The sequence below is a fragment of the Mesorhizobium sp. M8A.F.Ca.ET.165.01.1.1 genome (assembly GCF_004792065.1).
Taxonomy (GTDB): Bacteria; Pseudomonadota; Alphaproteobacteria; order Rhizobiales; family Rhizobiaceae; genus Mesorhizobium.
Genome location: NZ_SRTH01000057.1, coordinates 1 through 539 on the forward strand (window position 1 = coordinate 1; position 539 = coordinate 539).

Annotated in this window: 1 pseudogene; it reads right to left on the reverse strand. The window is 64.0% G+C overall.

The features are described from left to right. Window positions 1–480: pseudogene (locus EN808_RS35105) on the reverse strand (hypothetical protein); the annotation flags it as partial. Window positions 481–539 lie beyond the last annotated feature (59 nt).

Consider the following 539-nt stretch of genomic DNA (forward strand, 5'->3'; position numbering starts at 1 on the left):
TGTGCCAGCGACAGCACCGGTCACGTTGCCCGCAGTACGGGCGATAGGATGGGCGGCGCGGCTGGTCTCTTGCATTTGCGTCATGTCGCCTTGAACCTTGGAATACGGTTCGCCGCTGATCGCAGAGCCGATGCCGGCCGCTGCTGCTGTCAGACCTTTGTCGATTAGCGGGCCGGCGATTGGAATGCCTTCACCGGTCGAAGTCAGGAACGTGCCGCCAGCGCCCATATCAAAGCCGGGCGGCTGGTAGTCGGGCACCTTGTGCCCGCCGTCAGGCTTCGGGCCGCCGCTGTCAATGATCTGCTGGGCCTTGGCAATTCCAGCCTTCGCGCGTTCGTCGGCCGCCGCTGCGTCAGCGCCCGGTGCAGCCGGCAGAGACTTCGCAATCTCTTCAACCGCCGCGTTCTGCTGCTCGGGCGTCATCGACAGAAAGGCGTCGTCGACCTTGACCTTTTGGCCCTGGATGTTGAGCGTTGCCATCAGGGTTCGATGCTCCAATTGAGGCCGTTGCTGGTGGTGCCACCGTTGCCGGACGGAGG